Annotated in this window: 28 protein-coding genes, 1 tRNA gene and 1 pseudogene; 17 read left to right on the top strand and 13 right to left on the bottom strand. The window is 62.3% G+C overall.

All coding sequences use genetic code 11. From position 1 onward, the window contains the following. Positions 1–113 precede the first annotated feature (113 nt). Complete coding sequence (locus IB262_RS21405) at positions 114–1,052, top strand: neutral zinc metallopeptidase (protein WP_034791344.1); 939 nt, start codon at positions 114–116, stop codon at positions 1,050–1,052. Between the two features lie 61 nt (positions 1,053–1,113). On the opposite strand, the gene IB262_RS21410 is transcribed toward IB262_RS21405, so the two are convergent. Then, on the bottom strand, positions 1,114–2,106 hold the full coding sequence (locus IB262_RS21410) for an aldo/keto reductase (protein WP_112975385.1): 993 nt from the start codon (positions 2,104–2,106) through the stop codon (positions 1,114–1,116). Between the two features lie 121 nt (positions 2,107–2,227). On the opposite strand from IB262_RS21410, the gene IB262_RS21415 reads away from it, so the two are divergent. The 3 genes from IB262_RS21415 to IB262_RS21425 all read left to right on the top strand — a co-directional run bounded on the left by IB262_RS21415 (position 2,228) and on the right by IB262_RS21425 (position 6,165). Then, on the top strand, positions 2,228–3,136 hold the full coding sequence (locus IB262_RS21415; protein WP_112975384.1) for a LysR family transcriptional regulator: 909 nt from the start codon (positions 2,228–2,230) through the stop codon (positions 3,134–3,136). Between the two features lie 163 nt (positions 3,137–3,299). Beyond that, entirely contained in the window at positions 3,300–4,613 is a 1,314-nt protein-coding gene (locus IB262_RS21420) for a TCR/Tet family MFS transporter (RefSeq protein WP_112975383.1), read from the top strand. Positions 4,614–4,755: 142 nt separating this feature from the next. After that, positions 4,756–6,165: an MATE family efflux transporter gene (locus IB262_RS21425; protein WP_112975382.1), complete on the top strand. Its 1,410-nt coding sequence runs from the start codon at positions 4,756–4,758 to the stop codon at positions 6,163–6,165. A gap of 133 nt (positions 6,166–6,298) precedes the next feature. Here the strand turns inward: IB262_RS21425 and IB262_RS36490 are convergent, their stop codons facing one another. Further along, positions 6,299–6,427, bottom strand: coding sequence for a hypothetical protein (locus tag IB262_RS36490; protein ID WP_255380878.1), 129 nt, complete (start codon positions 6,425–6,427; stop codon positions 6,299–6,301). A gap of 11 nt (positions 6,428–6,438) precedes the next feature. After that, on the bottom strand, positions 6,439–6,561 hold the full coding sequence (locus tag IB262_RS36495) for a hypothetical protein (protein ID WP_255380879.1): 123 nt from the start codon (positions 6,559–6,561) through the stop codon (positions 6,439–6,441). A 226-nt stretch (positions 6,562–6,787) separates the two neighbouring features. On the opposite strand from IB262_RS36495, the gene coaD reads away from it, so the two are divergent. The 5 genes from coaD to tgt all read left to right on the top strand — a co-directional run bounded on the left by coaD (position 6,788) and on the right by tgt (position 10,709). Continuing rightward, positions 6,788–7,282, top strand: a complete 495-nt coding sequence (coaD, locus tag IB262_RS21430; RefSeq protein ID WP_060517145.1) for a pantetheine-phosphate adenylyltransferase — start codon at positions 6,788–6,790, stop codon at positions 7,280–7,282. Positions 7,283–7,317: 35 nt separating this feature from the next. Beyond that, a complete protein-coding gene (locus tag IB262_RS21435; protein WP_034791360.1) occupies positions 7,318–7,890 on the top strand; it encodes a peptidylprolyl isomerase in 573 nt (190 codons plus the stop codon). Positions 7,891–7,912: 22 nt separating this feature from the next. Next, entirely contained in the window at positions 7,913–8,422 is a 510-nt protein-coding gene (locus IB262_RS21440) for a peptidylprolyl isomerase (RefSeq protein ID WP_034791362.1), read from the top strand. A 73-nt stretch (positions 8,423–8,495) separates the two neighbouring features. Next, the gene (gene queA, locus IB262_RS21445) at positions 8,496–9,578 is read left to right on the top strand and encodes a tRNA preQ1(34) S-adenosylmethionine ribosyltransferase-isomerase QueA (RefSeq protein WP_113294533.1); all 1,083 of its coding nucleotides are present in this window, start codon (positions 8,496–8,498) and stop codon (positions 9,576–9,578) included. Then, the gene (gene tgt, locus IB262_RS21450) at positions 9,579–10,709 is read left to right on the top strand and encodes a tRNA guanosine(34) transglycosylase Tgt (RefSeq protein ID WP_034791366.1); all 1,131 of its coding nucleotides are present in this window, start codon (positions 9,579–9,581) and stop codon (positions 10,707–10,709) included. Between the two features lie 22 nt (positions 10,710–10,731). On the opposite strand, the gene IB262_RS21455 is transcribed toward tgt, so the two are convergent. From IB262_RS21455 to IB262_RS21465, 3 genes are all read right to left on the bottom strand, one after another. Continuing rightward, positions 10,732–11,154, bottom strand: a complete 423-nt coding sequence (locus IB262_RS21455) for a DUF4864 domain-containing protein (protein ID WP_034791369.1) — start codon at positions 11,152–11,154, stop codon at positions 10,732–10,734. Positions 11,155–11,363: 209 nt separating this feature from the next. Further along, on the bottom strand, positions 11,364–12,161 hold the full coding sequence (locus IB262_RS21460; protein ID WP_192493763.1) for an SRPBCC domain-containing protein: 798 nt from the start codon (positions 12,159–12,161) through the stop codon (positions 11,364–11,366). Between the two features lie 11 nt (positions 12,162–12,172). Further along, positions 12,173–12,793 carry a helix-turn-helix domain-containing protein gene (locus IB262_RS21465; RefSeq protein ID WP_112975378.1) on the bottom strand — a complete coding sequence of 207 codons (621 nt, stop codon included), beginning with the start codon at positions 12,791–12,793 and terminating at the stop codon, positions 12,173–12,175. Positions 12,794–13,091: 298 nt separating this feature from the next. Here IB262_RS21465 and IB262_RS35710 point away from each other — a divergent pair, with 298 nt between their 5' ends. The 3 genes from IB262_RS35710 to IB262_RS21475 all read left to right on the top strand — a co-directional run bounded on the left by IB262_RS35710 (position 13,092) and on the right by IB262_RS21475 (position 14,760). After that, positions 13,092–13,247 carry a hypothetical protein gene (locus IB262_RS35710; protein WP_210337649.1) on the top strand — a complete coding sequence of 52 codons (156 nt, stop codon included), beginning with the start codon at positions 13,092–13,094 and terminating at the stop codon, positions 13,245–13,247. Positions 13,248–13,265: 18 nt separating this feature from the next. Next, positions 13,266–13,562 carry a hypothetical protein gene (locus IB262_RS35715; protein WP_210209364.1) on the top strand — a complete coding sequence of 99 codons (297 nt, stop codon included), beginning with the start codon at positions 13,266–13,268 and terminating at the stop codon, positions 13,560–13,562. A 250-nt stretch (positions 13,563–13,812) separates the two neighbouring features. Beyond that, a complete protein-coding gene (locus tag IB262_RS21475) occupies positions 13,813–14,760 on the top strand; it encodes a phosphoribosylaminoimidazolesuccinocarboxamide synthase (RefSeq protein ID WP_192493768.1) in 948 nt (315 codons plus the stop codon). Positions 14,761–14,792: 32 nt separating this feature from the next. Here IB262_RS21475 and IB262_RS21480 read toward each other — a convergent pair whose 3' ends face one another. From IB262_RS21480 to metG, 3 genes are read right to left on the bottom strand one after another with little or no spacing between them, the layout of a single operon-like run. Beyond that, positions 14,793–15,626, bottom strand: coding sequence for an MBL fold metallo-hydrolase (locus IB262_RS21480; protein ID WP_192493764.1), 834 nt, complete (start codon positions 15,624–15,626; stop codon positions 14,793–14,795). Position 15,627: 1 nt separating this feature from the next. Continuing rightward, positions 15,628–16,407, bottom strand: a complete 780-nt coding sequence (locus IB262_RS21485; protein ID WP_060517162.1) for a TatD family hydrolase — start codon at positions 16,405–16,407, stop codon at positions 15,628–15,630. 12 nt (positions 16,408–16,419) lie between these two features. Further along, on the bottom strand, positions 16,420–17,973 hold the full coding sequence (gene metG, locus IB262_RS21490; protein ID WP_192493765.1) for a methionine--tRNA ligase: 1,554 nt from the start codon (positions 17,971–17,973) through the stop codon (positions 16,420–16,422). A 176-nt stretch (positions 17,974–18,149) separates the two neighbouring features. On the opposite strand from metG, the gene IB262_RS21495 reads away from it, so the two are divergent. Further along, the gene (locus IB262_RS21495; protein ID WP_060610969.1) at positions 18,150–18,455 is read left to right on the top strand and encodes a hypothetical protein; all 306 of its coding nucleotides are present in this window, start codon (positions 18,150–18,152) and stop codon (positions 18,453–18,455) included. Here IB262_RS21495 and IB262_RS21500 read toward each other — a convergent pair. The 4 genes from IB262_RS21500 to IB262_RS21515 form a co-directional block, all read right to left on the bottom strand. Beyond that, positions 18,450–19,478, bottom strand: a complete 1,029-nt coding sequence (locus tag IB262_RS21500; RefSeq protein ID WP_192493766.1) for a DNA polymerase III subunit delta' — start codon at positions 19,476–19,478, stop codon at positions 18,450–18,452. The genes IB262_RS21495 and IB262_RS21500 overlap by 6 nt on opposite strands. Beyond that, positions 19,475–20,155 carry a dTMP kinase gene (tmk, locus tag IB262_RS21505; RefSeq protein ID WP_162728847.1) on the bottom strand — a complete coding sequence of 227 codons (681 nt, stop codon included), beginning with the start codon at positions 20,153–20,155 and terminating at the stop codon, positions 19,475–19,477. The genes IB262_RS21500 and tmk overlap by 4 nt, the downstream gene beginning before the upstream one ends. Positions 20,156–20,259: 104 nt before the next feature. Then, complete coding sequence (locus IB262_RS21510; RefSeq protein ID WP_112976723.1) at positions 20,260–21,420, bottom strand: D-alanyl-D-alanine carboxypeptidase family protein; 1,161 nt, start codon at positions 21,418–21,420, stop codon at positions 20,260–20,262. Positions 21,421–21,483: 63 nt separating this feature from the next. Continuing rightward, positions 21,484–22,518: a septal ring lytic transglycosylase RlpA family protein gene (locus IB262_RS21515; protein ID WP_060517172.1), complete on the bottom strand. Its 1,035-nt coding sequence runs from the start codon at positions 22,516–22,518 to the stop codon at positions 21,484–21,486. 311 nt (positions 22,519–22,829) lie between these two features. Between IB262_RS21515 and IB262_RS21520 the strand changes: the two genes are divergently transcribed. The 4 genes and pseudogenes from IB262_RS21520 to IB262_RS21535 form a co-directional block, all read left to right on the top strand. Next, positions 22,830–22,919: transfer RNA gene (locus IB262_RS21520), tRNA-Ser, on the top strand. Between the two features lie 98 nt (positions 22,920–23,017). Further along, complete coding sequence (locus IB262_RS21525; protein ID WP_060600651.1) at positions 23,018–23,683, top strand: CBS domain-containing protein; 666 nt, start codon at positions 23,018–23,020, stop codon at positions 23,681–23,683. Between the two features lie 202 nt (positions 23,684–23,885). Beyond that, positions 23,886–26,342 (top strand): phosphoketolase family protein, encoded by a 2,457-nt coding sequence (locus IB262_RS21530; protein ID WP_162728848.1) that lies wholly within the window; start codon positions 23,886–23,888, stop codon positions 26,340–26,342. Between the two features lie 124 nt (positions 26,343–26,466). Then, positions 26,467–26,797: pseudogene (locus tag IB262_RS21535) on the top strand (hypothetical protein); the annotation flags it as partial.

Below are 26,797 nucleotides of genomic sequence, written 5' to 3' on the forward strand. Positions count from 1 at the left end.
AGATTGGTGAGATCGCGAACTTACGGGGCGCGATTGCGTTTTACAACGACGTTAGGGCCGTCTTATAAAAGAGCAGACCGACAACGCCTTTCAGAGGCCGGGGAGGACAGATCATGGAATGGAAGGGCCGCCGCCAATCCGACAATATCGAAGACCAGCGCGGCGCGAGCCCCGGTGGCGGCAACCCGTTTGGGCGGGGGGGCGGTTTCCGCATGCCAGGCGGTGGCGGCGGCATGCGGCGCGCCGGAGGCGGTATGAGCTTCGGTACGATTATCTTCCTCGTCGTGCTCTATTTCATCCTCAAGGCCATGGGCATCGACATGCTGCAGGTGCTGGAAGGCGGCGGCGGCCAGGTGCAGATGCCGGGCTTCGAGCAGAGCGATGGTTCGCCGGCACCGCGCGGATCCGCTCAGGAAGAGGAAATGAAGCAGTTCATGGCGACGGTGCTCGCCGAGACTGAAGACACCTGGAACGGCATCTTCCAGGCAAACGGCCAGCAGTATGAAGAGCCGAAGATGGTGCTCTTCCGTGGCCAGGTGCGTTCTGCCTGCGGCTTTGCTTCGGCTGCCTCCGGGCCGTTCTATTGCCCGGGCGACCGCAAGGTCTATCTCGACATGAGCTTCTTCGACGAACTCGCGCAGAAGTTCGATGCGGCCGGCGATTTCGCCCAGGCCTATGTCGTCGCGCATGAGGTCGGCCATCATGTCCAGAACCTGATCGGCGTTCTGCCGAAGTTCAACCAGATGCGCCAGTCGATGAGCGAGACCGAAGCCAACCAGATGTCGGTGCGCGTCGAACTGCAGGCCGATTGCTTCGCCGGTGTCTGGGGCAAGTATACCCAGCAGAAGGGCCTGCTCGAACAGGGCGACCTTGAAGAGGCGCTGAACGCGGCCACCCAGATCGGCGATGATACGCTGCAGAAGCGCATGCAGGGCTATGTCGTTCCCGAGAGCTTCAATCACGGGACCTCCGAGCAGCGCATGCGCTGGTTCAAGCGCGGCTTCGACAGCGGCAAGATGACGGCCTGTGATACTTTCTCGGGCGCGGCCTGATTTCTTTGAACCAGAATCATTCGAAAGGGCCGGCTTGTCTGCCGGCCCTTTCGTTTGTGGCTTAGCGCTCGCTGTCCATGTGGGCGAGCTGGGCTTCTGGATACCGCGCGCCGGCTGCCGCATTCTTCGGCACTGACTGTTCGATCACCGCCAGATCGTCTGCGCTGAGATGGACGTCGCGCGACGACAGGGCCTCTGCCAGTCGATCGCGCCGCCGCGCGCCGACGAGCGGTACGATGTCCTTGCCCTTGGCCGCAACCCAAGCGATCGCGATCTGTGCCACCGACACGCCCTTGCCTTCGGCGATTCGTCTCAAAGCCTCGACGAGGGCGAGGTTTCGATCGATGTTGTCTTCCTGAAACCGCGGGCTCATGGCGCGGAAATCGCCCTTGCCGGCCGCGCCTTTCTGCCAATGGCCGCTTATCAGCCCGCGTGAAAGGACGCCGTAGGCGGTGATGCCGATACCGAGTTCGCGGCAGGTCGGCAGGATTTCATCCTCGATGCCGCGCGAAATCAGCGAATACTCGATCTGCAGGTCGACGATCGGATGCACGGCCGCCGCACGCCGGATGGTTTCTGATCCGACTTCCGAGAGGCCGACATGCCTGACGTAACCCGCCTTCACCAGATCGGCGATTGCGCCAATGGTGTCCTCGATCGGCACATCCGGGTCGAGCCGGGCGGGACGATAGATGTCGATATGGTCGACGCCGAGCCTCTGCAGCGTGTAGGCGAGAAAATTGCGAACGGCCTTGGGCCGGCAATCGTAGCCCAACCAGTTGCCGGCGGCATCGCGCAGGGCGCCGAACTTCACGCTCAGCAGCGCCCTGTCGCGCCTTCCGCCCTTCAACGCTTCGCCGATCAGCATCTCGTTGTGACCCATGCCGTAGAAATCGCCGGTGTCGAGCAGCGTGATGCCGGCTTCCAGCGCTGCATGGATCGTGGCGATGCTTTCGGCCCGGTCCGCAGGGCCGTACATGCCGGACATGCCCATGCAACCGAGGCCGAGCGCCGAAACCGAGGGACCGGACTTTCCGAGTGAAACGTAATCCATCTTCGTTCTCCTTCGACAAGGCCGAAAACCAGCCGGCCGTTTGCTCGGTCTCCTGTTTACTTCGTCCGATGCCGTGCGATAATCCGATCTCAATCGAACGACTTGTACGAAATTCCGCACAATGGACGACTTGCCGCTTGCCGATCTCGATGCCTTCACCGCAGTGGCCGCGGCGCGGAGTTTCCGCGCGGCTGCGAAGAAGCGCGGCGTTTCCGCGTCGGCGCTGAGCGAGGCGCTCCGCCGCCTTGAAGCGAAGCTGCAGGTGCGCCTGCTCAACCGCACGACCCGCAGCGTCACCCTGACGGAGGCGGGCACGCGGCTGCTCGATCGGCTGACGCCGGCCCTCGGCGAGATCGCCGGTGCGCTCGATCAGGTCAACGAGATGCGCGACAGTCCGGCGGGAACGCTAAAACTGAACGTTCCGACCATCGTCGCGCGCGAAATTCTACCACCGATCATCGGCCGGTTCTTGCGCGAGCACCCGGCAATTTCCCTGGAGGTGACGGCGGAGGACGGTTTCGTCGATGTCCTCGCTGCCGGTTTCGATGCGGGCGTCCGCTACGAGGAACGCGTCGAGCGCGACATGATCGCGATCCCGATCGGGCCGAGCCGCCAGCGTTATGTCACCGCCGCGGCGCCGGATTATCTCGCAAGGCGCGGCGTGCCCGGCCATCCGCGCGACCTGCTTGAACACGCCTGCATTCGCCACCGCTTCGCCAGCGGCTTCTCGCTTCCCTGGGAGTTCGGCGAGGGCGAGGCGGCGCTGACGATCGCGCCGCCAGCCGTCGTCACCGCCAACACGATCGATCTCGAACTCGGGGCGGCCATCGACGGCCTTGGCGTGATCCGGACCTTCGAGGAATTCATCGCGCCCGCGGTCGCCGCAGGGCGCCTGGTGCTCATCCTTGAGGCGTGGACGACGAGCTTCTCCGGTCCGCTTCTCTATTATGCAAGCCGCAAGCATATGCCGGCGGCGTTGCGTGCCTTCGTGGACTTCCTGAAGCGCGAACAGCGGCGGGACCACCGCTGAGGCATGGGCTAGCGGCCCGACCTATCAACCATTGCGATAGTCCCATCAGAAAATTTGGGACGTTCACGGATTGTTTCGTGCGAAATGATCCGTTACACCTAAATTGGTAGCGTTGTTCACGTTCTGTCTCTTTTCCCGGGGCAGGCCGCCGGGGAGGGATCGCATGCGCGACGAGAAATTTGTGCGACGCGGCCTGTTCCTCGTCTTCCTCATCCTGTTTCTCGATATCATTGGCATCGCAATCATCGTGCCGGTGCTGCCGGCCTATCTCGAGGAATTGACCGGCGCCAATGTCAGCGAGGCGGCGATCGACGGTGGATGGCTGCTGCTCGTATATGCCGCGATGCAGTTTCTCTTTGCGCCGCTGATCGGCAATCTCAGCGATCGATTCGGCCGCCGCCCGGTGCTGCTCGCATCCGTCTTCACCTTCGCGCTCGACAACCTGATCTGCGCGCTCGCCACCAGCTACTGGATGCTGTTCATCGGTCGTGTACTCGCCGGCGTCAGCGGCGCCAGCTTCGGCACGGCATCGGCCTACATCGCCGACATCAGTCATGACGGGAACCGAGCCAAGAATTTCGGGCTGATCGGCATTGCCTTTGGTACCGGCTTCGCGCTCGGGCCGGTGCTTGGCGGTCTGCTTGGCGAACTCGGCCCGCGGGTCCCGTTCTACGGCGCGGCAGCGCTGTCCTTCGTCAACTTTATCCTTGGCGTATTCCTGCTACCCGAAACGCTCGACAGCGCCAACCGCCGCCGGTTCGAGTGGAAACGCGCCAACCCGCTGGGCGCCCTCAAGCAGATGCGCAATTACCCCGGCATCGGCTGGGTGGGGCTGGTGTTCTTTCTCTTTTGGCTTGCCCATTCGGTCTATCCGGCCGTCTGGTCCTTCGTTTCCAGCTACCGCTACGGCTGGAGCGAGGGGCAGATCGGACTTTCGCTCGGGATCTTCGGTATCGGCGGTGCCTTCGTCATGGCCGTCATCCTGCCGCGCGTGGTGCCGCGGCTTGGGGAGTGGCGCACGGCCGTGCTCGGCCTGACCTTCACCACGCTCGGAGCCATCGGCTATGCCGGCGCCTGGCAGGGGTGGATGATCTATGCGGTGATCATCGCGACCGCGCTCGAAAGCCTCGCCGATCCGCCGCTGCGCAGTATCGCCGCGGCCCACGTGCCGTCGTCGGCACAAGGCGAGCTTCAGGGCGCGCTGACCAGCATCGGCAGCATCACCACGATCATCGGTCCGTTGATCTTCACCCAGGCCTTCGGTTATTTCACCAGCCCTGCCGCGCCCGTCGCCTTTGCCGGCGCGCCCTATGCACTCGCCAGTTGCTTCCTCGTCGGCGCGCTTATCGTGTTCTTCCTGAAGATACCGAGAAGCAGGGCGGTCGGACCGGAAGGCGCGGAGAATGTCGGGCCGGCCGACGCCGTAGCGCCGGACGAGCCAGAGGCGATGGGGCGGCCACGATTGCATGGAAATTGATCAATTTTCGTGATCTATCGATGAAACTTTGAGCAACCTCGCCCTTGCGGCTGGCTCTTTGCCCGACGGTATTCTATTTCCGGATTCCTCCCCCCGATCTTCGGTTGCGGCCCGGAGCCGCATTGACTGCCAGGAATCTGCCATGCTGACCGCGAATGCGAGCCCGATACCGTTGACGATCGACAATTCCTGGCGGACGCACTATCGCGCGAGCTTCTATCTGGGCGTGCCGTTCATCGGCGCGCAGCTTGCGCAGCTCGCGATCAACACGACGGACGTCCTGATGGTCGGTAAGCTCGGCGCCACCGAGCTCGCGGCGATCATCCTCGCGACCCAGATGTATTTCACCGTCTATGTTTTCGGCAATGGATTTGCCAATGCGGTGGTGCCGATGGCAGCACAGGCCGTCGGCCGTGGCGACAAGGTTTCGGTGCGCCGCTCGGTGCGCATGGGCATGTGGGTGGTGATGCTCTACGGCCTGTTGACCGCGCCGATCCTCTGGATGGCCGAGCCGATCCTGCTATTTGCCGGCCAGCAGCCCAAGGTCGCAGCCCTTGCAGGAGAATATGTCCGCATCGCGCAATGGGCGATCTTCCCCGGCCTCATCTTCATGGTGCTGAGGGCCTTCCTGAGCGGCCTGGAGAGGGCAGGGATCATTCTCTATGTCACGCTGGCGACGCTCGTGCTCAATGCCGCGCTCTGCTACGTGCTGATCTTCGGCCACTTCGGCTTCCCGAAACTCGGCATCTTCGGTGCGGCGGTCGCAGCGCTTGGCGTTGCCGTACTCGGCGCGGCGTTGACGATCGGCTATATCAAGAGCAAGCCGGAGCTCAACCAGTACGAACTCTTCGTCCGCTTCTGGCGGCCCGACTGGGTCGCCTTCCGCGAAGTCGTTTTTCTCGGAATTCCGATTTCGCTGACGATCCTTGCCGAGGTCAGCCTGTTCACCGTCGCCTCGCTGCTGATGGGCACGATCGGCACGGTCGAGCTTGCGGCGCACGGCATCGCGCTGCAATTCGCCTCGATGGCCTTCATGATCCCGCTCGGGCTTGCGCAGGCCGCCACGGTGCGGGTCGGGCTTGCCTATGGCCGCGGTGATCTCCTGGGCGTTCGGCGCGCGGCGATCGCTTCGCTGGTGCTCGGCGCCGGCTTTGCCATTGTCGGCAGCGCCATCTTCGCATTCTTCCCCAGCCAACTGGCTGCCCTTTATCTCGACACAGCCCGTCCGGACGCTGCGGCGGTGCTTGCCTTCGCGGCTCCGCTCATTGTGATTGCCGGTGCGTTTCAGCTCGTCGATGGCATGCAGGCGATCGCCGCCGGCATGCTGCGCGGCCTGAAGGACACCAAGGTGCCGATGCTGCTGGCGATGGTTTCTTATTGGCCGATCGGCTTCGTCTGCGCCTGGCTCTTTGCCTTTCCCTTCAATTTCGGCGGGATCGGCGTGTGGTTCGGCTTCGTCCTCGGGCTTGCAGCCGCCGCGGTGCTGTTGAACTGGCGCTTCTTCCGGATGCTCGGCGAGATCACGGCGAAGGCTGCCGCCAAGGGCGCCTGACTTGGGGCGAAGAAGAGCAAAGAAAAAGCCGGACGGGCAGGGGATGCCGTCCGGCTTACAATGGCGGTCGCCTCAGGGGAAGGGAACGACGGCCGCTTACTACCACGCTTCGTTTTACGAAGCTTTGGAACTGCTAGACGTTAAAGCCGTCGAGCCGTTCCGAACCCTGGCGATCGCGCTGGAGGTCGCGTATCGTCCGGGCAAAGTCGATCAAGAATACGAGACTGATGACCGCTGCCGCGATCATGAATAGGGTGGCCATAGTGCCCTCCATCAACGGAAGATTTTCTGGGTCGCGTAGCGCTCGCGCCGGTCACGGGACTCGTTGCGCAGTCCATGTATCGTCGCAAAGATCATCGCGAAAAACATCGCCATCGAAAACAGAGCAAGTCCCATAGCCGTAATCCTTTCGCATCCTAAACGGCAGTACGTTCAAAAAAGTTCCGTTGTTACTGGCACTACACTTAACGTCTTTGCTGTGAAGCACCGTTGAACATGACATTCATCTAGCATTCATTCTTTCTGTCCCGCTGTTTCCCAGGGAACAGGGTCAAGCGCCGTACAACTCTTGCGATCTGTCGCCGTCCGTGACAAAAGGCTTCACCAAACGGAAACAGGTGCGATGACCACGGCATTTTATCCCGGCTCCTTCGATCCGATGACGAACGGGCATCTCGATGTGCTCGTGCAGGCGCTGAACGTGGCGGCGAAAGTCATCGTCGCGATCGGCATCCACCCCGGCAAAGCACCACTCTTCTCCTTCGACGAACGCGCCGAGCTCATCCGCCGCTCGCTCCAGGAATTTCTGCCGGACAGGGCAGGCGACATCGATGTCGTTTCCTTCGACAATCTGGTCGTCGATGCGGCGCGGGAGCGCGGCGCAAAGCTGCTTGTGCGCGGCCTTCGCGATGGCACCGACCTCGACTACGAGATGCAGATGGCCGGGATGAACCGGCAGATGGCGCCGGATATCCAGACCTTGTTCTTGCCGGCGGGCACGGCATCACGGCCCATTACGGCCACATTGGTCCGCCAGATCGCGGCCATGGGCGGCGACGTCAGTGCCTTCGTGCCCAAGTCCGTCTACGAAGCACTGCAGGCCAAACGCCGTACCTGACGGGCGGCCCCAAATTCACCACGCAGGGAGAAACCATGAAAATCCTCCACCTCGCATTTGCCGGCGCCATCGCGCTTGCCTCCTTCACGGGCACGGCGCTTGCGCAAGCGGCCGACAACTTCATCACCATCACGCTCAAGGATGGTCCGGTCGTCGTCGAACTCAGGCCTGACATCGCGCCGAAGCATGTCGAGCAGATCAAGGCGCTGGCCGCGGCCGGTGAATACGACAACGTCGCTTTCCACCGCGTGATCAAGGGCTTCATGGCCCAGACCGGCGACGTGCAGTATGGCGACATGGAAAACGGCTACCAGCCGCAGGCTGCCGGCACCGGCGGTTCGTCGCGTCCGGACGTCCCGGCAGAGTTCTCCGACGTCCCGTTTGAACGCGGCACGGTCGGCATGGCCCGCTCGCAGGACCCGAACAGCGCGAATTCGCAGTTCTTCATCATGTTCGCCCCGGGCGACTTCCTCAACGGCCAGTACACGGTCGTCGGCAAGGTCGTCTCCGGCATGGAGAATGTCGACAAGATCAAGCTCGGCGACGACGCCAACAACGGCTCCGTCACCGATCCCGACCGCATGATCAGCGTCAAGGTCGGCAAGTAAAATCAACAGAAGGAGAAAACCCATGGCCGAGATCAAGGATCCGGAAAACACGATCATCCTGGAGACCACCAAGGGCAAAGTCGTCATCGAGCTTCTGCCCGACGTCGCTCCGGGGCATGTCGCCCGCATCAAGGAACTGGCCCGCGAAGGCGCCTATGACGGCGTGGTATTCCACCGCGTGATCGAGGACTTCATGGCCCAGACCGGCGACGTGCAGTACGGCAAGACCGGCGGCGAGCACTTCAACCCGGCCCGCGCCGGCATGGGCGGCTCCTCAAAGCCGGACCTGAAGGCCGAATTCTCGAACGTCAGCCACGTTCGCGGCACGTGCTCGATGGCCCGTAGCCAGATGCCGAACTCGGCCAACTCGCAGTTCTTCATCTGCTTCACCGACGCGCCGTGGCTCAACAAGCAGTACTCTGTCTGGGGCCAGGTCATCGAAGGCATGGACAACATCGACAAGATCAAGCGCGGCGAGCCGGTGCGCGATCCCGATACGATCGTCACGATGCGGGTTGCCGCAGACGCCTGATTTGCGCTAATGCACGAACCCGCCCCGGTCGCCAACTGCGCCGGGGCGGGTTTGCTTTTGTCTGAAGATAACAATGCGCGTAGACCTGTTCGACTTCGACCTCCCGGAAACTTCGATTGCGCTTCGGCCCGCAAGCCCGCGCGACAGCGCCCGTATGCTCGTGGTGCGCCCCGATGGCGCCGACGTTCTTGCGGACAGGGGCGTGCTCGACCTGCCGTCGTTCCTGAGGGAAGGCGACGCGCTTGTCTTCAACGACACCAAGGTGATCCCGGCGCAGCTCGAAGGCATCCGCCGCCGCGGCGAGGAGATCGCGACGCAAGTTTCGCTGACGCTGCATATGCGGGTCGCACCCGACCGCTGGAAGGCTTTCGCCCGCCCGGCACGACGCCTCAAGGTCGACGACCGCATTGCCTTCGGCCACGGTGGCTCAAGCTGCTTTCTCGGAACGCTCGACGCGACCGTCGAGGAAAAGGGCGATGCCGGCGAAGTGACGCTGCGCTTCGATCTCTCGGGTCCCTCGCTTGACGAGGCGATCATGGCGGTCGGCCACATTCCCTTGCCGCCTTACATCGCCTCCAAGCGCGCCGAGGATGCGCAGGACCGCGCCGACTACCAGACCATGTATGCCCGAGAGGAGGGCGCCGTTGCGGCGCCGACCGCCGGTCTGCATTTCACCGACCGTCTTTTCGCCAAGCTCGACGAGGCCGGCATCGAGCGCCACTTCGTGACGCTGCATGTGGGTGCGGGCACGTTCCTGCCGGTCAAGGCTGATGATACCGACGACCACGTGATGCACCAGGAGATCGGCCACGTCGATGCCCGGACCGCCGAGAGGCTGAACGCCGTCAAGGCGAGGGGCGGGCGCATCGTCTGCGTCGGCACGACCTCGCTGCGGTTGATCGAAAGCGCCACCTCGGAAGACGGCACGGTCAAGTCATGGTCCGGTCCGACGGGTATCTTCATCACGCCCGGCTACCGCTTCCGCGCGGTGGACATGCTGATGACCAATTTCCATCTGCCGAAATCAACGCTGTTCATGCTGGTTTCGGCCTTCAGCGGCCTGGACACGATGCGCGCGGCCTACGCGCACGCGATCGAAACCGGGTACCGCTTCTATTCCTATGGCGACGCCAGCCTGCTTTTCCGGAAAGACTAAATGACCGAGACCTTCCAGTTCAAGCTACACAAGACCGACGGCAAGGCCCGTCGCGGCGAAGTGTCCATGCCGCGCGGCACGATCCGCACACCGGCCTTCATGCCCGTCGGTACCGTCGGCACGGTCAAGGCGATGTATCTCGACCAGGTGAAGGATCTTGGCGCCGACATCATTCTCGGCAATACCTACCACCTGATGCTGCGCCCAGGCGCCGAACGCGTCGCGCGGCTCGGCGGTCTGCATGGCCTGATCCGCTGGCAGGGCCCGATCCTGACGGATTCGGGCGGCTTCCAGGTCATGTCGCTGGCGGGCCTTCGCAAGCTCGACGAGCAGGGCGTCACCTTCAAGAGCCACGTCGATGGCGCGCTCTTCCATATGTCGCCGGAGCGCTCGATCGAGATTCAAGGCTTGCTCGACAGCGACATCCAGATGCAGCTCGACGAATGCGTGGCGCTGCCGGCCGAGCCAAAGGAAATCGAGCGCGCGATGGAAATGTCGCTGCGTTGGGCCGAGCGCTGCAAGGTCGCCTTCGGCGACCAGCCGGGCAAGGCGATGTTCGGTATCGTGCAGGGCGGCGATATCCCGAAGCTGCGCGAACGCTCGGCTGAAGCGCTGAAGGGCCTCGATCTCAAGGGCTATGCAGTCGGTGGTCTCGCCGTCGGCGAGCCGCAGGAGGTAATGCTGCGCATGCTCGACATTACCTGCCCGATCATGCCGGTGGACAAGCCCCGTTACCTGATGGGCGTCGGTACGCCAGACGACATCCTGCGGTCGGTCGCCGAGGGCATCGACATGTTCGACTGCGTGATGCCGACCCGCTCGGGACGCCACGGCCTCGCGTTCACGCGCCACGGCCGCATCAACCTGCGCAATGCCCGCCACGCCGAAGACATGCGCCCGCTCGACGAGCAATCCTCTTGCCCTGCGACGCGCGACTATTCGCGTGCCTATCTGCACCATCTGATCCGCTCGAACGAATCGCTCGGCGGCATGCTGCTCAGCTGGAACAATCTGGCCTACTATCAGGAACTGATGGCCGGAATTCGCCTGGCGATCGAAGAAGGTCGCTTCGCTGACTTCATGGCCGAAACGCAGGAAACCTGGCGGCGAGGGGACCTTCCCCCGGTTTGACGGCCGCCAGCGGACCGGTGTCTCAGATGGCCGGTCCCGACGCCGACTGCAAAATCATCACGCCGTTGATCTTGTAGCTGCCATCCGGCTGTTTCACGAGTTCGTAAACTGCGGTCCAGTCCTTGCCGTCTGGCGCCGAGATCAGAACTTCCTGCAGCACCTGGTCGCCAACCACCTTCGATCGACCAAAAGCAAAGTTGCCAGGCCGGTAGACGGGCTGGTAGCCGCGCTTCACCATCTCGAAGAAGCTTGCCTTGTCGGGAAACTTGCTGCGGATCGCGGGTGAAGCGAAGGAGTAGGCGGTCTCGGCATCATCCTGCAGAAAGGCAGTGATCTGTTCCCGTATGATCGTTCGCGCCGTATCGACGGGTTCCTCCGCACAAGCGGCAGTCGCGGCTGCCAGTTGTGCCACCATACCGAGGGCAATCGCAAAGCTCCTGAACATCGTCGATCTCCATAGCCGCAATGAATGACCATAGGACAGTCGCGGCTTTTGGAAACAGGAGCTTTGGTGGCAGCTTCAGATAATGGCTCAGATCTGTCTATGTAAATCGTGTTAATTCAATTTGTTGTCTGGTGATATGAAAGTCAGATCTCAGATATCATAAGTTGGTGATGTCCGCGTAATGGTGTGCTCAGGCTGGCGGCGGCGATCTAGTTGAACGTTGTCGCCATCCATTCCTGCCATTTCGGCTCGCTGTCTTTCGCGCGCGCCTTGGCACCGTCTCCATAGTGATAGAGCGCGATGCTGGCATTGGTGCCTTCGCCGGTCGAGTAGCTTCCGAAGAGCGCGATGCCGGCGCCGGGTTCCTTCAGGCGCAGCAGCAGATAGCGTTGCTTGGTGTCCTGCTGTACCCGTTCGACGATGCCGGCAAGGCGTTCGGGCCGTGGTGGCGTGCTGCGCTCCTCGCCGACATTGGCGCCGAGAAGTCCCAGCGCTTCGGTCAGGCGTTCCCAGACTCTTGCCTGCGGTTCCCCGGTTGAAACCATGGCGAAGCTGCTGACCGCCTTCTCGCCGGCGAAATGTGCGAGATAGATCTTCAGGATCTCGAAGAACGCCGGCCATCCGCCCTCGAAGCCTTCCAACTGGTCGTCCCAGTCGTCGTTCGCTGTGAACAGCGAATGCACCATGCGCAGCACGCAGCGATCGCCGGAACGCGCCGTGACGGTGATTTCGGTTGCGACCGGCGGCGCGCCCTCGCTCCACTCGCGTTCCACATAGGCAAAGCGGGCAGCCGGCTCCCAATGCGTCACCTCGCCGGTCGAGTTGCCGTTCGGACCGAAGTCGAAGGCGATCTTGCCTCCGACCCGCTCATCGATTTCCGTCTTGGTGAACCAGGCATTGTTGCCGCTGCCGGTTGCGATCGCCTGCCAGACCTCTTCGGGCGAGCCGGGCACGATCAGTTCCATTTCTACCCAGCGCTTTCCACTGCCATCCTTCTTGATCGGCATGGGATATCCTTTCAGGAGTTGGTGTCGTCGGGTTCGCCCTTGGCTGCGCTCTCGTCGCTCGGCCCAGGGTAGGAGGCGATGATGAGCCGGTGCGGCCGGGCGTCCGGCGCGCCTTCATCGTGGTAGCGCGCGGCGAGCGCGCTCACCGCCTGGGCGAGATCGGCGGTAAAGGCGGCGCGCTCCGCAGGCGAACGAAAGTTGATCACGGTGTCGATCGACAGCGTCGCCAGGCGCTTGTCCTGCGTGCGGGCGCTGCGCAGCAGTCCGCCGACCTCACGGACCATGCGGGCCGCCAGTGCGACCAGAAAGCTCGCAGACAGGCGATCGCTGCTCCGCCCGGGGTCGGCAGCAATCGGCCCCAGCGCCGCCGGCGAAACTACATAGGACGTGGCGGTTGCAACCATCAGGCGCTCGGTCAACCCGCCCCAGCGGCGTTGCTCTGCCGGTTCTATCAGTTTGTGCTCTTCGAGCGCACGCAGATGGTAGTTGACCTTCTGGCGCGTCAGCCCCACCCGCACAGCCAGCGCCGCGGCCGATGCGGGCGCGGCAAGTTCCGCCAGCAAACGGGCCTTGATCGGCTCCAGGGCAAGTGCGGCGGCGGCCGGCGCGTCTATGACATCGAGATCGAGCATGGTGCAATCATCGCCTTGACAGATTTTTTTGTCAAGGCGATGATTGCACCTAATGCGGGTAGGGGAATGCCGAGTGCCCGCTGACATGCACGACCTCAGCTATGCGGAGCCTTCCAACCATTCAGGCTCGCCCAATGGAGCCAGCCATGCGGAAAGGCGCTGAGCCGGGTTAGGTTCCCGGTTGAGCTTCTCCACGCGACGCGACGCTAACGTTTGCCGACCGCTTGGCAGGTCGTCGTTTTCTCTGAATGTCACCACCCAAGGTAGCGGGAGGCAATGTATCGATGGAAGCGCGCCGATGAATACCGGAACGATCGAGATTTACCGCCCACGTGATGTTTCCACCCTGGGCGACTGGAACATCGGCGGTCTCAAGCTCAAAGCCTATGGCGTTGCCGCCGATGGCAGACACATCGATGACGCGATGGTTACGCTGGCTCAGTCATTCGTCTGACAGGACGTCATTCCGTGCGTGGCGGCTGGGGGCGATAGCAATGGCCTCGGCTTTGTCATCGTCCATCCCGGCAGCCTCGGCATCTCCATCTCGGCTCACTGGTGGATACAAGGTTCGGTTCTGTGTCAGCGCAACTATCGGAAGCTCTATACGGCTTCTGAGCCGATGGATGCTGCAAGGAGACCGGCCATTGCCTGTGTTTGGGAATTGGCGCTGATCAACGCCGAGCAGGAAGCCTGGCGAAAGACGATGATGAAAGACGAACCTGATCCATTGGCCTACATGGAAGAGCGTGCCGCGTTTGGGACGGCTTGAGAGCCAGGGGCGTGCCGCAAGTGACGAAGGCGCGCTTTGCGCAAACGTTGGAGAGAGGGTCGCATGTCATCCTTGAACCCGCCCGACCACATGCAAAGATCACATAAGATAGATTATGGAACTAACGTATATGCCGGAAAGCATGGATTGCGGCTGAACGTTGCCTTGGCGAGCTTGACCGGGCCTTTCCAGCCTGCTTAGCGTTCCCGAACCGAACACCTCATTTTCAAGGCCAGATGTGATGAGCGAATTGCGCGTTCTTTCAGATGCTTTCATTCCGGAACTGCCAAACCGCTACAAAGGCAAAGTTCGCGAAAACTACGACCTGCCCGATGGCAACCGCATCATAATCGCGACGGACCGCCTCAGCGCCTTCGACGTCATCCTGACGTCGATCCCGAACAAGGGTCACGTGCTGACGCAGACGGCGCGCTACTGGTTCGAGGAAACCACCGACATCTGCCCGAACCATGTGGTCAGCTATCCGGACCCCAATGTCGTCATCGGCAAGCGGCTCGACATCCTGCCGGTCGAGGTCGTCGTGCGCGGTTATCTCGCCGGAACGACCAGCACCTCGATTCTGACGAAATACCGCAACGGCGAGCGCGAGATGTACGGCATCACCCTGCCGGACGGAATGCGCGACAATGAGAAGCTTCCCCAGGCAATTATCACGCCCACCAGCAAGGCTTTCGACGGCGGCCATGACGAGCCGCTTTCGGTCGAAGCGATCCTCGAGCAAGGACTGCTGACAAAGGAACAGCTCGATACCGTCTGGCAATATGCGCTTGCGCTGTTTGCCCGCGGTCAAGAGCGCGCCGCCGAGCGCGGCCTGATCCTCGTCGACACCAAATACGAGTTCGGAACCGACGAAAACGGCACGATCATTCTCGCCGACGAGATCCACACACCCGACAGCAGCCGCTACTGGATCGCCGACAGCTACCAGGAAAGCTTCGAGCGCGGCGAACGTCCCAGGAGTTTCGACAAGGATTTCGTCCGTGCCTGGGTCACTGCGCGCTGCGATCCCTACAAGGATCCAATCCCGGAAATTCCACTTGATCTCATCGAGCAGACCTCGGCAGTCTATATCGAAGCCTTCGAAAAGATCACCGGCCAGCGCTTCGTTCCGGACCTGTCGGGTGCGACGGTTCTGGATCGCATTCGCGCCAACCTGACGCCATATTTCTCGAAATAAATCAGTATATTAGAGATTTATTCTGATCTGATTTAGGCGCTGAGCGTAGGATCATCGACATCGAATTCGAGCCGCATCAGGTCGTATGCCGGCTCGATATGATCAGGCGTCTCGCCTTGCACCGTGTCGTAATCCAGCGGCACGTGCATGTGTGTCAGCACCGCCCGCTTCGGCTTGAGGCGCTCGATCCAGCCGAGCGATTGCACCAGTGACAGATGGCTCGGGTGGAACTTGTACTGCAGCGTATCGATCACCAGCAGATCGAGGTTACCGAGCTTGGCAATGGTCTCGGCCGGAAAATCGCTGACATCGCTGCAATAGGCAAAGTCGCCGATGCGGAAGCCCAGAGAATGAATATTGCCGTGAAACTGCATCAGCGGCCGGAACGCGATCGGCCCGCCGGCGCCTGATATCACCACCGGCGACAGATCATCGGCAATGATGTGCGGCTCGACGATCGGTGGATAGCCGCTGCCTGGCGGTGATTCCAGGCAATAACCAAACCCCTCGCGAATACGGCCCATCGTATAGGCATCGGCCCAGATCGGCACCCGCCTGCGGTTTTCGATGACGTAACCGCGCAAGTCGTCGATCCCGTGCAGATGGTCGGCATGGGAATGGGTATAGATCACCGCATCGATGTGGCGCACGTTCGTTGCGACCATCTGCGCGCGAAAATCCGGCCCGGTGTCGATGACGACGGTCGTCTTGCCGCCGTCGGGCGCGATTTGCTCGACGAGCAAGGCCGCGCGCATGCGCCGGTTTTTCGGATTGTCAGGGTTGCAGGCGCCCCAGTCCCCGGTAATGCGCGGCACGCCTGGTGACGAGCCGCAGCCGAGAATGGTGAAAGTGCGCCGGAACGCCACGTCAGAGCCTCGGCATCTTGGAGAAGACGCGGAAGGCATTCTCCGTGGTGATCCTTGCAATCTCCTCAGTGGTCACGCCGATCGTCTCGGCAAGCACGGCTGCCGTATGGGCAACGTAAGCCGGCTCGTTGCGCTTGCCGCGGAACGGCTTCGGCGCGAGGTACGGCGCGTCGGTTTCGACGATCATCCGGTCATGCGGCACGGTCTTGGCGATTTCACGCAGCTCTTCGGATTTCGGGAAAGTCAGGATGCCCGAAAAGGACACGTAGCCGCCGAGCTCCACGCCGACACGGGCGAGCTCCGGACCGGAAGAGAAGCAGTGCAGAAGGAAAGGGAAGGCCCCCTTCCCGGTTTCCTCGGTCAGGATCGCCGCCATGTCCTCATCGGCCGAGCGGCTGTGAATGACGAGCGGCAGGCCGGTCTCGCGGGCAGCCGCAATGTGACGACGCAGGCCCTCGACCTGGGCCTCGCGCGGCGCATTGTCATAGAAGTAATCAAGACCCGCCTCGCCGATCGCCACCACCTTCGGATGGGCCGAAAGCCGCACCAGATCCTCGGTGGTGATATCAAGCTCCTCGTCCGCATTGTGCGGATGAGTGCCGACGGAACAGAAGACGTTCGGATAGGCCTCGGCGATCGCAAGGATCGTCTCGAACCGCTTCACGCGGGTCGAGATCGTGATCATCTGCTCGACACCGGCCTCGCGCGCCCGCGCGACGATTGCGTCGCGCTCCGCTTCGAAATCGGGGAAGTCCAGATGGCAATGGGTATCGATCAGCATGCTCAAGATGCCTTACTGCGCTTCGGGTGCCACATAGCGCGGGAAGACCGGCTTCGGCGCCTCGAGCGGCGTGCCCGAGGCGAGACGTCCGGCCTCGCCGAGCGCTGCGAAGTCGCGCTTGTCGGCGGGTGCAGCCACCAGGTCGAGCAGCTTCGCCGAGGATTCCGGCATGAACGGCTGAAGCAGGATTGCGATCTGGCGCACGACTTCGGCGGTCACGTAGAGCACTGTGCCCATGCGCGCTGGATCGGTCTTTTTCAGCGCCCAGGGCTCCTGGCCGGCGAAGTAGCGGTCGGTCTCGGAGACGACGGCGATGATCGCCGCCAGCGCCCGGTGGATCATCTGCTTACCCATCTCGTCGCGCGTGATCTCGTGCAGCGCGTCGGCGGCGGCCAGCATCGCTTTGTCTTCGTCGGTCAGGGGGCCGCACACGGGCACCTGGCCGTCGCAGTTCTTGACGATCATCGACAGCGAGCGGCTCGCCAGGTTGCCGATGCCGTTGGCAAGGTCGGAATTGATGCGGGTCGCGATCCCTTCCTCGCTATAGCTGCCGTCCTGGCCGAACGACACCTCGCGCAGGAAGAAATAGCGGATCTGGTCGAGACCGAAATGTTCGACGAGGTTGAACGGGTCGACGACGTTGCCGAGCGACTTCGACATCTTCTCGCCCTTGTTGAGCAGGAAGCCGTGCGCGAAGACGCGCTTGGGCAGCGGCAGGCCGGCCGACATCAGGAACGCCGGCCAATAGACCGCGTGGAAGCGGATAATGTCCTTGCCGATCACATGGATGTTCGCTGGCCAGAACTTGGCGCGCGGGCCCTTGGGATCGTCGAGATAACCGGTCGCGGTGATGTAGTTCGTCAGCGCGTCGACCCAGACATACATGACATGCGCCGGATCGTTCGGCACCTTGATGCCCCAGTCGAAGGTGGTGCGCGAAACCGAGAGGTCCTTGAGGCCGGACTTCACGAAGGAGATCACTTCGTTGCGGCGCTCGGCCGGGCCGATGAAATCCGGATTCTCTTCGTAGTGCTTCAGCAGCTTGTCCTGGTATTCGGACAGCTTGAAGAAGTAGCTCTGCTCCTCGACCCACTCGACCGGCGTCCCCTGCGGGCCGTAGCGCACGCCGTCGGCGCGCAGCTCGGTCTCGTTCTCCTGATAATAGGCTTCGTCGCGCACCGAATACCAGCCGGCGTAGGAGTCCTTGTAGAGGTCGCCCGCCTCGCCCATGCGGATCCAGATGTCCTGCGACGCCTGATGGTGGCGCGGCTCGGTCGTGCGGATGAAATCGTCGTTGGACGCGTTCAGGGCCAGGGCCATCTTCTGGAACTCGGCCGAATTGCGGTCGGCAAGTTCCTGCGGCGTCACGCCTTCCTTGCGCGCCGTCTGCTGCATCTTCTGCCCGTGCTCGTCCGTGCCGGTCAGGAAGAAAACCTCACGCCCGTCGAGGCGCTGGTAGCGCGCCATGGCATCCGTCGCGATCAGTTCATAGGCATGGCCGATGTGCGGCTTGCCGTTCGGGTAGGAAATCGCTGTCGTGATGTAGAAGGGGGACGTGTCTCTCATAGGCGGATTCGATCTATCTCGGATTAAGCTACGCACGCTCTTAGCGCATACGCTGCTAGGAAGAAACATGCGATCCATGAAAAGCCCGGTCGAAGCGGCCGCCGCCACCGCCCTCCTCCTTGCGCGCCCCGCGTGCAAGATTTAGAACAAACGGGAAACAAATGAAGGGGTGAGTCGTGCTGGATCAACTTGGCAGCCAATTTGAAACCGCGTCGGCCGGCTATGCCGCCGCGCACGGGATCGAGCGCGACCCCGACTGGTTCATCTTGAAGATGCAGGAGGAAATGGGGGAACTGACCCAGGCCTGGAACAAGCTGAGCGGTCGCGGGCGGTCCCAGGGGAAATCGCCGGACGACCTCCGGACACAGATGGCCGACGAGACCGCAGACCTTCTTGGGCACGTCCTGCTCTTCGCGCAGCACCACAAGCTGGACCTCCAGGCGGCGATCGAGCGAAAATGGCGTTTTCAGCCGGCGCTATAGCGCCGCTTTCATATCGTCGAGCAGCGACAGAATGGTCTGCTTTCGGTCGAGATTATAGGCATCGCTGACCGTCAGTCGCTCGGTCACGGAGGCTGACAGCCGGGCGAAGCGTTCGGCGCGCATGATATCGCCCGAAACGGCCGCCTCCCGCGCCTCCCGCATGATGCGATCGCTGGCAAGGGCCCGGAAGAAATCGAAGATCGTTTCGCTGTCCTTGCCGGCGAGGGCATCGGCGAGCTTGTGCATGTCTTTCCGGACAGACGGTCCCTGCCCTGCAAGGATGCCCTCGAAGGTTGCCGCGATTTCCAGTCCGCCATAGTTGATCAGCTTCAGCGCCTCGGCGACGCTGCCGCTGGCGGCAGCGATGATGCGCCCGGCATTCTCGCCCTCGAGATCGAAACCGAGATGCGCCAATGCCTGGCCGAGCGGTGCTGCGTCGAGCGGCTTCAGTCGCAGCGGCAGGCAGCGCGAGCGGATCGTCGGCAGCAGTTTTCCGGGTGCATGCGTCAGCACCAGGAACAGCGAGCGGCGCGGCGGTTCCTCGAGGATCTTCAGGATGGCGTTGGCCGCATTGCGATTGAGATCGTCGGCCGGATCGATGATGACGATGCGCCAATTGCCCGTGCCGGAGGTCTGGCTGAAGAACTTGCCCGCGCGCCGGACCTCGTCGACGGTTATCGCCCCCTTCGCCCTTCCCGTCTTTTCATCGATCGGGCGGGCCAGGTGCAGGAGATTGTGTGAGGCGCCGGAGGCAAGCTGCCTGCCGATCGCAGAGGTCGGGTCCGGGTCGGCAAGCGTTTCAGGCGCATCGGCCGGTTCAGGATTTTTTAGGATGTGATGGGCAAAGCGGAAGGAAAGCGTCGCCTTGCCGATCCCTTCCGGCCCTTCGATCAGGATCGCGTGGTGCCCCTTGCCGGAGCGATAGCTCTGCGCCAGGAAGGCTTCCGCCTGCTCATGGCCGAACAGGCGATTGTTCTCCGCGGGCGCAATGGCGCCATCAAGGACCCCGGCTCTTTCGCTCATGACACGGCTTCCTCGGCCGACGTGTCCGTGCCGTCGCCATGCGGCAGAAGCGCTTCGACAAGCGAAAGCACCTCGGCGGCGATGGCCTCAACCGGCTGCGTCGCATCCACCACCCGGCACCGCTCGGAATCGCGTCTGGCAATGTCGAGAAAGGCGTCGCGCCGCTTCTCGTGGGTCTCTAGCTGTTCCTTTTCGAAACGATCGGGATTGTCGTCGCCGGCGCGGCGTTGCGCCCGCTCGAGGCCGACGCTGGCGGGCAGGTCGAAGATCACGGTGCGGTCCGGCACGACACCGTTGATTGCTACGCGCTCCAGGCTTTCGACGAAGCTTTGTTCGAGATTGCCGGTGATGCCCTGGTAGACGCGCGAAGAATCCATGAAGCGATCGCAAAGCACGATGATGCCCTTGTCGAGCGATGGCCGGATGACCTCCTCGACATGGTCGCTGCGGGCTGCGGCAAAGAGAATCGCCTCCATCCGCACTCCGAAGGATTCCGCAGCCCCCGAAAGCAGCACGTGACGCACCGCCTCGGCGCCGGGAGAACCACCCGGCTCGCGCGTCGTCAGCACCTCGTAGCCGCGGGCGCGCAGGGAATCGGCTAGCAGGCGGAGCTGCGTCGACTTGCCGCCACCTTCCCCGCCTTCGAATGTTACGAATAGACCTTTTTTCAGCGACACCGTGCTTTCCCGTATCGGCATGCGATTTGGCCCTGTTTAGCCGATTGGTCCTCCGGGCGAAACCGTCAGGTGACGATTTGAAGAGGCATTCGAGTGAGCGCGGCTCAGAGCCAGAAGAAAAGCAGTTCCTGCAGGGCGTCGACCGCGCGGCTCGTCAGGGTTCCCTGCCCCACCGCGCCGGCCGTCTTGACCGGGACCTCGCGCAACAGTTTGTCGCCGTTCCACAGCTTGACGACGCCGACTTGCGTGCCGGCCGTCACCGGCGCCCGCAAGGGCCACTTGTAGACGATGCGCGCCGTCAGCCGCTCGGGATTGTTGACCGGCAGCAGCACGTCGACCGGACCGCCGGCCACCAACGCGACGTGAGATGCATCGCCGCCATAGACGGCTGCCTCGCCGATCGCTTCTCCATCGGCGAAGATCCGCTTCTTCTCGAAGGCGGTCATCGCCCAGTCGAGAACCTTGCGGCTTTCTTCGATACGTTCCTTGTCGGTTTCAAGGCCGCCCATCGCGAGATAAACGCGGCGGTCACCGCGTTGCAGCGACGCGGCGAGCGAAAAGCCGAAACCTTCGGCAAAGCCCGTTGCCAGGCCGTCCACGCCGATATTGGCGGAGATCAGCGGGTTCTTGTTGCGTTGGAGGATCTTGTTCCATTCGAATTCGGGCTGCGAATAGAGCCGGTAGAGATCGGGATGCGCTTCGTGCAGGTGGCGGACGAGCGTCACCAGTTCGCTCATCGTGATCTTGTTGCCGGGATCGGGCAGACCGGTGGCGTTGCGGAAGGTCGCAACCGGCATGCCGAGTTCACGCGCGCGCGCCGTCATGCGCTCAGCGAACGCACCTTCGCTGCCGGTCATGCCCTCGGCGAGAATGATGCAGGCATCGTTGGCAAGCTGAACGGCCACGCCCTGCAGGAGATCGGCGACCCGGATGCGCGACTTCAGAGCGGCAAACATCGTCGAGGTGCCGGCCGGCGCGCCGCCGGTCCGCCACGCATGCTCCGATACGTCGTAGAGGGTTTCGGGCGAGATTTCGCCCCTGCCAAGCGCTTCGCCAACCACCTCCATGGTCATCAGCTTGGCAAGCGAGGCTGGCGGGATCGGGTCGTTTTCGGCTCGCGAGAAAAGCACCGTGCCGGTTTCTGCATCGACCAGCAGGATCTGCTTTGCCTTGGTGTCGAAGGCGGGTGCCGGCGTTTGCGCGAATGCGGCGCCGGCAAACAACGCAAGGCCAAGGAAAGCGGCCGAAAGCATCTTCATGCGCATGGGAAACTCCGGTTTCCCCTCGGGCATAGCAGCGTGGTCATTTTGGCACAACGCCGAGAACCGTTAACGGGCCGAACCGTTTGTTTTCTGGCGCTTGGCGTAGTCGACGATGACTTGCGGCGTTAGCTGCTTCTTGTCGACCATGATCGCTTCGAAGGGCGATTCGGCGTCGCTGACGCGAACTTCGTAATAGGCAGCCGCATAGGCCATGTTGCCGTCGGGCATCGGAATGTACTCCGGCCGCTCGCGCGGGATCGGGCCGATTTCCGGCAGCATGACGAATTCGTTGAACGACGCCGGCTGCTGGGCAAACTGCGGCACGGGCGCGGCCATCGCGGTGACCGGTTCGCTGACGTCGAGCGACGCCTTGGCCGGCACGGTGATGGTGCCGAGGCTTTGCTTGCGGAACGGTTCGTTCGAGGCAACCATCACGCCGGTTGCGATCTGCCCTTCGGGCATGATGCTCGGGCCGCGCTGGCCCTTCTCGACATAGGACGCCATCAGGTAAGGCATGTCGTTACCTTCGAGCGGTGCGCGGCCGACATATTGCACCTTCACCTGCGCGCTGCCCTTGCGCTTGATGTCGAGCAGGTCTGCTGTTTTCGAGGAAACGTCGATGATGCGGCCGTATTCGTAGGGGCCGCGATCGTTGACGCGCACGATGACCGAGGTGCCATTTTCCATGTTGGTGACGCGGGCGTAGCTCGGCAGCGGAAACGTCGGATGGGCGGCCGACAGATGCGCCTTGTCGTAGACTTCGCCGTTGGCGGTCAGGCGTCCGTGGAAGGCGGAGCCGTACCAGGATGCCATACCCGTCTTGTTATAGCCGAAGTCTTCCTTGGGCTGGTACCACTTGCCCTTGACCTGATAGGCCTTGCCGACCTGAAAGCGTCCGCCGCCCTTCGGGATGTTGTTGCCGGTGGCAACGCGCGGGCTCGCCTTTACGCCATAGACGGATTCAGGAAAGTACTCCTTGCTCCGCGCAGTTTTCTTGACATTCGACGTGGAGCCGCAGGCGGCAAGCGTTACGCACAGTGCCGGGATCGCCGCAAGGCGCAGTCCCTTGACCAGATATGCCGCATTTTTATTGGAGGTCATCTGTCCCACAACATCGATCGATAAAGCCGTACTCGAAACCTTCCGCTTACCCCCAGCGGAAATCTCGACGTCCCGAAACGGAACAGGTGTGTATTCATGACATCATCAAGGCAAAAATGCGAACTCATCCACAGGCCGGCTCCGCATTTCGTGAGTTATGGTTTACGGCTGGTTAACGTGATCGGGCCCGGTGCCTGCTCTTCAAAGCGGTCGAGAAAATCTTGCAGCGACGCATGTTAATTCTTGCAAAGCGCCAAGGCTTCGCGCAATAACGCCGTGCCCGGCACGCAGTCGCGCGGTGCTTCAGGCAAGGACAGGTGGCCGAGTGGTTTAAGGCTCTGGTCTTGAAAACCAGCGTACGGGAAACCGTACCGTGGGTTCGAATCCCACCCTGTCCGCCATTTCTCTTTTCTCCACCCATTAGTTGTCGAACCGACGAGATGGGACTACCTTACGAAGCGTAATGACGGTGCCAAGTCCTTTGGGGAGCGGGATCGACATGCGCGTTAAAGATGTGATGACGACGTCGGTCGTCAAGCTGTCCCCTGACAACAGCGTCAGGCAGGCAGCCCGGATTATGCTCGACAACCATGTAAGTGGCCTTCCCGTGGTCGACGGTGATGGAGCCCTGGTGGGCGTCATCAGCGAAGGCGATCTCATTCGCCGGAGCGAGCTTGGCGGCGGCATTCCGGTCGCCGACCCGACCGGGGCCGCGGACGAGCGGGCGAGCGCCTATGTGCGCCGATCCTCCTGGAGGGTCGGTGATGCCATGACGGCCAATCCCGTGACCATCGATGAGGATGCCTCGGTCGCGCGCGTCGCGTCTCTGATGCGGGAGCGCGGCATCAAGCGTGTACCGGTGCTTAGAAACGGCCTTGTTGTCGGTATCGTCAGTCGCGCCGATCTGCTGCAGGCGATCTTGTCCGCAAAGCAGGACGAGACGGCGGCCGGCGACGAAGCCATCCGGCGCAGTATCCTGGTGCGCATCGGTGAAAATACCGGTCTTGAAGGCCTGGACATAAAGGTCGCCGTGACCGACGGCATCGTGCACCTCTGGGGCAACGTGGATACCGCCGATTGCCGTAAGGCGGCCCGCATCCTCGCTGAGAACGTGCGCGGCGTTCGCGGCGTGGTCGAGCACTACGCCGAGCCCTATCCGCAATAAGATATGCGTCGAGACCGCCGCGGCATGTGTCCGCGGCGCTGCAAGCGTATTCCTGCTGCTGTCGTTCCAACTTCAAGCGTTCCACCATCCTGCCCGCCGAAAAAACAGCAACGACCGTAGCGAATTCGAGAGACTGCGATGGCTTGCGCGACGGCAAGCTGGAGGGAATTTCAGCATAGGTCCTTTTGACCGGGAGGCTCAGATGGTTTCGCCTGAAACAGCATCGATGAAAGAGACGGCATCCGGAAAATCAGCAGCACCGTTGTCGGCCGACGAACTCCGCCTGATGGACGCCTATTGGCGCGCTTCGAACTATCTGTCGGTCGGGCAGATCTATCTGCTCGACAATCCGCTTCTGCGCGAACCGCTGAAGCGCGAGCACATCAAGCCGCGCCTGCTCGGCCATTGGGGCACGTCGCCGGGCCTCAACATGCTCTACGTGCATCTCAATCGCGTCATCAAACGTGACGACCTCGACATGATCTATATCATCGGTCCCGGCCATGGCGGGCCGTCTCTGGTGGCGCATGCCTATTTGGAAGGGACCTATACGGAGTTCTATCCGAACATCGCCGAAGACGCCGAAGGCATGCAGCGGCTGTTCAAGCAGTTCAGCTTTCCCGGCGGCATCCCGAGCCATGTGGCGCCGGAAACGCCCGGCAGCATCCATGAGGGCGGCGAGCTTGGTTATGCGCTCAGCCACGCCTATGGTGCCGCCTTCGACAATCCCAATCTGGTCGTTGCCTGCATCGTCGGCGATGGCGAGGCCGAGACCGGGCCGCTTGCGACCGGCTGGCAGAGCAACAAGTTCCTCAACCCTGCCCGCGACGGCTGTGTTCTGCCGATCCTGCACCTGAACGGCTACAAGATCGCCAATCCCTGCTTCCTCGCCCGCATTCCGCACGACGAGCTGAAGAAGTTCTTCGAGGGCATGGGCTACAAACCCTATTTCGTCGAAGGGCATGATCCGGCAAAGGTCCACCAGCAACTGGCAGACGTGCTCGATACGGCGACGGCCGAAATCCGGCAGATTTGGGACGATGCCCGCATCAGGGGCAATCTGAAGCGCCCGGCCTGGCCGATGATCATCTTCCGCACGCCAAAGGGCTGGACCTGCCCGCCGGAAATCGACGGCAAGAAATGCGAGGACTACTGGCGCGCGCACCAGGTGCCGATGGGCGAGATGGACAAGCCCGAGCACATCCGCATCCTCGAACAATGGATGAAGAGCTATCGCCCGGAAGAACTCTTCAGTGACGAGGGCCGGCTGAAGCCCGAGATCGCGGCGCTCGCCCCATCGGGACATCGCCGCATGAGCGACAATCCGCATGCAAACGGCGGCCTGCTGTTGCGCGACCTGAAAATGCCGGGCTTCCGGGACTACGCCGTCGACGTTCCGAGCCCCGGCGCCACGACCGTGGAAGCGGCGCGCGTGATGGGCAAGTTCCTGCGCGACGTGATGAAGAACAACATGGACGCGAAGAACTTCCGGCTGTTCAGCCCGGACGAAAACAACTCCAACCGATGGCAGGATGTGCTCGAGGTCACCGACCGCTGCTACATGGCCGAGATCTATCCCGAGGACGATCACCTCTCACCGGATGGCCGCATCATGGAAGTCTTGAGCGAGCATCAATGCCAGGGTTGGCTTGAAGGCTATCTCTTGACCGGGCGCCACGGCTTCTTCTCCTGCTACGAAGCCTTCATCCACATCATCGATTCCATGTTCAACCAGCACGCCAAGTGGCTGAAGGTCTGTAACGAGATCCCCTGGCGCCGGCCGGTCGCGTCGCTCAATTATTTCCTGAGCTCCCATGTCTGGCGGCAGGATCACAACGGCTTCAGCCATCAGGATCCGGGCTTCATTGATCATGTCGTCAACAAGAAGGCTGAGGTCGTCCGCGTCTACCTGCCGCCGGATGCCAATACGCTGCTGTCGGTCACCGACCATTGCCTGCGCAGCCGCAACTACGTCAACGTCGTCGTCGCCGGCAAGCAGCCGGGCCCACAATGGCTGACGATGGAACAAGCCGTGCGCCATTGCAGCATGGGTGTGAGCATCTGGGACTGGGCCAGCAACGACGCCAACAGTGAGCCGGACGTCGTCATGGCCTGCTGCGGCGACACTCCGACGCTGGAAACCCTCGCCGCCGTCCAGCTGCTGCGCGAGCATCTGCCTGAAGTGAAGGTCCGGGTCGTCAACGTCGTCAACCTGATGAAGCTGCAGCCGGCGGAAGAACACCCGCATGGCCTTTCGGACAGCGACTTTGATGGCATCTTCACAAGGGACAAGCCGATCATCTTTGCGTTCCACGGCTACCCGTGGCTGATCCATCGCCTCACCTATCGCCGCACCAATCACGGCAACCTGCATGTTCGCGGCTACAAGGAAGAAGGCACGACCACGACACCGTTCGACATGGTGGTGCTGAACGAACTCGACCGCTTCCACCTGGCCGGCGATGCCATCGATCGCCTGCCGCAGCTCGGCGCGCGGGCGGCCTACTTCAAGCAGGCGATCCAGGCCAAGCTGATCGAGCACCGGGAGTATATCGAGAAGCATGGCGACGACATGCCCTCGATCAGCGGCTGGAAATGGGGCGTTAACGGGGCGCAGCCTGCCAAGGTTGGGACATCGACCGAAGGGGACAATGTCTAAGGCCCGCGCACGGCTGGATTGACGATCACCCTGCCCGGCTTGCCTGAGCTTGCGAGGCGCTCCGCAAGGAGCGTCTCGCGCACACGACACGAACGAACCCTCATCGTCATTGCGGCTGGCTGCCATGTCGGAATTGCTGTCGACAGATCCCGAACTGAACCGCATGCCGACCGAGCAGGATCTTGCCCGGTTGCAGTTCACGACGCTGCTCTACTATCTCCACTGCACCAACCCGGACAACGGCCTGGTCCGTGACAAGACGCAGGAAGACGCGCCCGCAAGCATCGCCGCGGTCGGCATGGCGCTCGCGACGATCCCGGTGTTGGTCGAGCGCGGCATCGTCATCCGCAAGTTTGCCGCAAAGATCGCGCGTCGGCGCTTGCAGTTTCTCCTGGAGTGCCCGCAGGGACCGGAACCCGACGCCTCCGGCTACAAGGGCTTCTTCTACCACTTCC

The organism is Ensifer sp. ENS02, assembly GCF_014851885.1.
GTDB lineage: Bacteria > Pseudomonadota > Alphaproteobacteria > Rhizobiales > Rhizobiaceae > Ensifer > Ensifer adhaerens.

Excerpts from the sequence above, each read along its gene's own strand:
- queA (WP_113294533.1), top strand. The coding sequence starts at position 8,496 with ATGCGCGTAGACCTGTTCGACTTCGACCTCCCGGAAACTTCGATTGCG.
- coaD (WP_060517145.1), top strand. The coding sequence starts at position 6,788 with ATGACCACGGCATTTTATCCCGGCTCCTTCGATCCGATGACGAACGGG.
- IB262_RS21425 (WP_112975382.1), top strand. The coding sequence starts at position 4,756 with ATGCTGACCGCGAATGCGAGCCCGATACCGTTGACGATCGACAATTCC.
- IB262_RS35710 (WP_210337649.1), top strand. The coding sequence starts at position 13,092 with ATGAATACCGGAACGATCGAGATTTACCGCCCACGTGATGTTTCCACC.
- IB262_RS21515 (WP_060517172.1), bottom strand. The coding sequence starts at position 22,518 with ATGACCTCCAATAAAAATGCGGCATATCTGGTCAAGGGACTGCGCCTT.
- IB262_RS21500 (WP_192493766.1), bottom strand. The coding sequence starts at position 19,478 with ATGAGCGAAAGAGCCGGGGTCCTTGATGGCGCCATTGCGCCCGCGGAG.
- IB262_RS21460 (WP_192493763.1), bottom strand. The coding sequence starts at position 12,161 with ATGCCGATCAAGAAGGATGGCAGTGGAAAGCGCTGGGTAGAAATGGAA.
- IB262_RS36495 (WP_255380879.1), bottom strand. The coding sequence starts at position 6,561 with ATGGGACTTGCTCTGTTTTCGATGGCGATGTTTTTCGCGATGATCTTT.
- metG (WP_192493765.1), bottom strand. The coding sequence starts at position 17,973 with ATGAGAGACACGTCCCCCTTCTACATCACGACAGCGATTTCCTACCCG.
- IB262_RS36490 (WP_255380878.1), bottom strand. The coding sequence starts at position 6,427 with ATGGCCACCCTATTCATGATCGCGGCAGCGGTCATCAGTCTCGTATTC.
- IB262_RS21420 (WP_112975383.1), top strand. The coding sequence starts at position 3,300 with ATGCGCGACGAGAAATTTGTGCGACGCGGCCTGTTCCTCGTCTTCCTC.
- IB262_RS21485 (WP_060517162.1), bottom strand. The coding sequence starts at position 16,407 with ATGCTGATCGATACCCATTGCCATCTGGACTTCCCCGATTTCGAAGCG.
- tgt (WP_034791366.1), top strand. The coding sequence starts at position 9,579 with ATGACCGAGACCTTCCAGTTCAAGCTACACAAGACCGACGGCAAGGCC.
- IB262_RS21525 (WP_060600651.1), top strand. The coding sequence starts at position 23,018 with ATGCGCGTTAAAGATGTGATGACGACGTCGGTCGTCAAGCTGTCCCCT.
- IB262_RS21440 (WP_034791362.1), top strand. The coding sequence starts at position 7,913 with ATGGCCGAGATCAAGGATCCGGAAAACACGATCATCCTGGAGACCACC.
- IB262_RS21530 (WP_162728848.1), top strand. The coding sequence starts at position 23,886 with ATGGTTTCGCCTGAAACAGCATCGATGAAAGAGACGGCATCCGGAAAA.
- IB262_RS21410 (WP_112975385.1), bottom strand. The coding sequence starts at position 2,106 with ATGGATTACGTTTCACTCGGAAAGTCCGGTCCCTCGGTTTCGGCGCTC.
- IB262_RS21455 (WP_034791369.1), bottom strand. The coding sequence starts at position 11,154 with ATGTTCAGGAGCTTTGCGATTGCCCTCGGTATGGTGGCACAACTGGCA.
- IB262_RS21510 (WP_112976723.1), bottom strand. The coding sequence starts at position 21,420 with ATGCGCATGAAGATGCTTTCGGCCGCTTTCCTTGGCCTTGCGTTGTTT.
- IB262_RS21415 (WP_112975384.1), top strand. The coding sequence starts at position 2,228 with ATGGACGACTTGCCGCTTGCCGATCTCGATGCCTTCACCGCAGTGGCC.
- IB262_RS21435 (WP_034791360.1), top strand. The coding sequence starts at position 7,318 with ATGAAAATCCTCCACCTCGCATTTGCCGGCGCCATCGCGCTTGCCTCC.
- IB262_RS21465 (WP_112975378.1), bottom strand. The coding sequence starts at position 12,793 with ATGCTCGATCTCGATGTCATAGACGCGCCGGCCGCCGCCGCACTTGCC.
- IB262_RS21405 (WP_034791344.1), top strand. The coding sequence starts at position 114 with ATGGAATGGAAGGGCCGCCGCCAATCCGACAATATCGAAGACCAGCGC.